Origin of the sequence: Micromonospora sp. NPDC000442 (genome assembly GCF_042898635.1) — a bacterium.
In the GTDB taxonomy this organism is placed as follows: Bacteria; Actinomycetota; Actinomycetes; order Mycobacteriales; family Micromonosporaceae; genus Micromonospora.
In genome coordinates, this window is record NZ_JBIAYZ010000056.1 from 1 (window position 1) to 1,747 (window position 1,747).

Consider the following 1,747-nt stretch of genomic DNA (forward strand, 5'->3'; position numbering starts at 1 on the left):
GGTCGAGTTGTTTGACGGGCGGGGTTGTCCGGCTGGGTTGCAGGGTGTGTTGGTGGTGGCTGCGGATTTGTTTGATGTGTCTTCGGCGCGGCGGTTTGCGGGGTGGTTTGTTCGGGTGTTGGGGGTGGTGTCTGCGGGGGCGCAGGTGCGGGTGCGTGCGGTGGATTTGTTGGATGGCGGGCAGCGTGCGCGGGTGTTGTCTGGTTGGAATGACACGGCGGTTGAGGTGCCGGCTGGGTCGTTGTCGGTGTGGTTTGCGGCGCAGGTGGTCAGGACGCCGGATGCGGTTGCGGTGGTTGCCGGTGGTGAGTCGGTGACGTATCGGGAGTTGGATGCGGCGGCGGGTCGGGTGGCGTGTTTGTTGTCTGATCGTGGTGTCGGCGTGGAGTCGGTGGTGGGGCTGTGTCTGCCTGGTGGGGTCGAGATGATCGCGGCGATCCTTGGGGTGTGGCGGGTGGGTGCGGCGTATCTGCCGGTTGATGTGGGGTTGCCGGCGGAGCGGGTGGAGTTCATGTTGGCCGATGCTGGCGTGGGTGTGGTGTTGGCGCGGCGGGATGGGCTGGTGGATGCCGTTGATGGTGTGGTTGGGGTGTTGGCGGCGGTGCCGGTGTTGTGGTTGGACGAGTCGTTGCCGTCGGTTGATGGGCCGGTTGTGTCGGTGGTGGTGCCTGCGTCGGGGTTGGCGTATGTGATGTATACGTCTGGTTCGTCGGGGCGGCCGAAGGGTGTGGCTGTTACGCATGGGTCGTTGGCGAACTATGTGTTCTCGGTGGGGCCGCGGTTGGGTTGGGGTGCGGCGGGGGCTCGGTATGCGTTGTTGCAGCCGCAGGTGACTGATCTGGGTAACACGACGGTGTTCGTCAGTTTGGTGACTGGTGGGCAGTTGCATGTGTTGGGTGCGGATGTGGTGGTGGATCCGGAGGCGGTGGCTGGTTATCTGGCGGCTTGGCGGATCGATTTTGTGAAGGTGGTGCCGTCGCATCTGGCGGCGTTGTCCGGTGCGGGTATGGCTGAGGTGTTGCCGGCTGGTTCGGTGGTGCTTGGTGGTGAGGCGGCTGCTGCTGAGTGGGTGGCGGATGTGGTGGCGGTGGCTGGTGATCGGCCGGTGTTCAACCATTACGGGCCGACGGAGACCACGATTGGTGTGGCGACGGGCAGGTTGTCGGCGGGTGGGGTGGTGCCGATTGGTACGCCGATCGCCAATACCCGGTTTTATGTTTTGGACGATGCGTTGGCGCCGGTTCCGCCGGGGGTGGCCGGTGAGTTGTATGTGGCCGGTGCGGGGTTGGCTCGTGGTTATGTGGGTCGGCCGGGGTTGACGGGGCAGCGGTTTGTGGCTTGTCCGTACGGGTCCGGGGAGCGGATGTATCGGACCGGTGACCTTGTCCGTTGGACGGCTGATGGTCAGGTGGTCTTCCTGGGCCGGGTCGATGAGCAGGTCAAGATTCGGGGTTTCCGGATCGAGTTGGGTGAGATCGAGGCCGTGTTGGCCAGCCATCCGGAGGTGGCGCAGGCTGCGGTGCTGGCACGGGAGGACATTCCGGGGGATCGGCGGTTGGTGGCCTATGTGGTCGCGACCGCAACGGCGGATCGCGGTGGGCAGCAGTTCGGGCTGGCCGCCGGGCTGCGTGAGTACGCCGCGCGGCGGCTGCCTGAGTACATGGTGCCCTCCGTGGTGGTCACGCTCGACCGGCTACCACTGACCGCCACCGGCAAACTCGACCGGCAGGCGTTGCCGGCGCCGGAG

Annotated in this window: 1 protein-coding gene; it reads left to right on the forward strand. The window is 65.8% G+C overall.

Annotated elements, in window-relative coordinates; all coding sequences use genetic code 11:
- Positions 1-52 precede the first annotated feature (52 nt).
- The coding region (locus ACFY2A_RS30515; RefSeq protein ID WP_387176802.1) for an amino acid adenylation domain-containing protein at positions 53-1,747 on the forward strand (1,695 nt) is incomplete at its 3' end.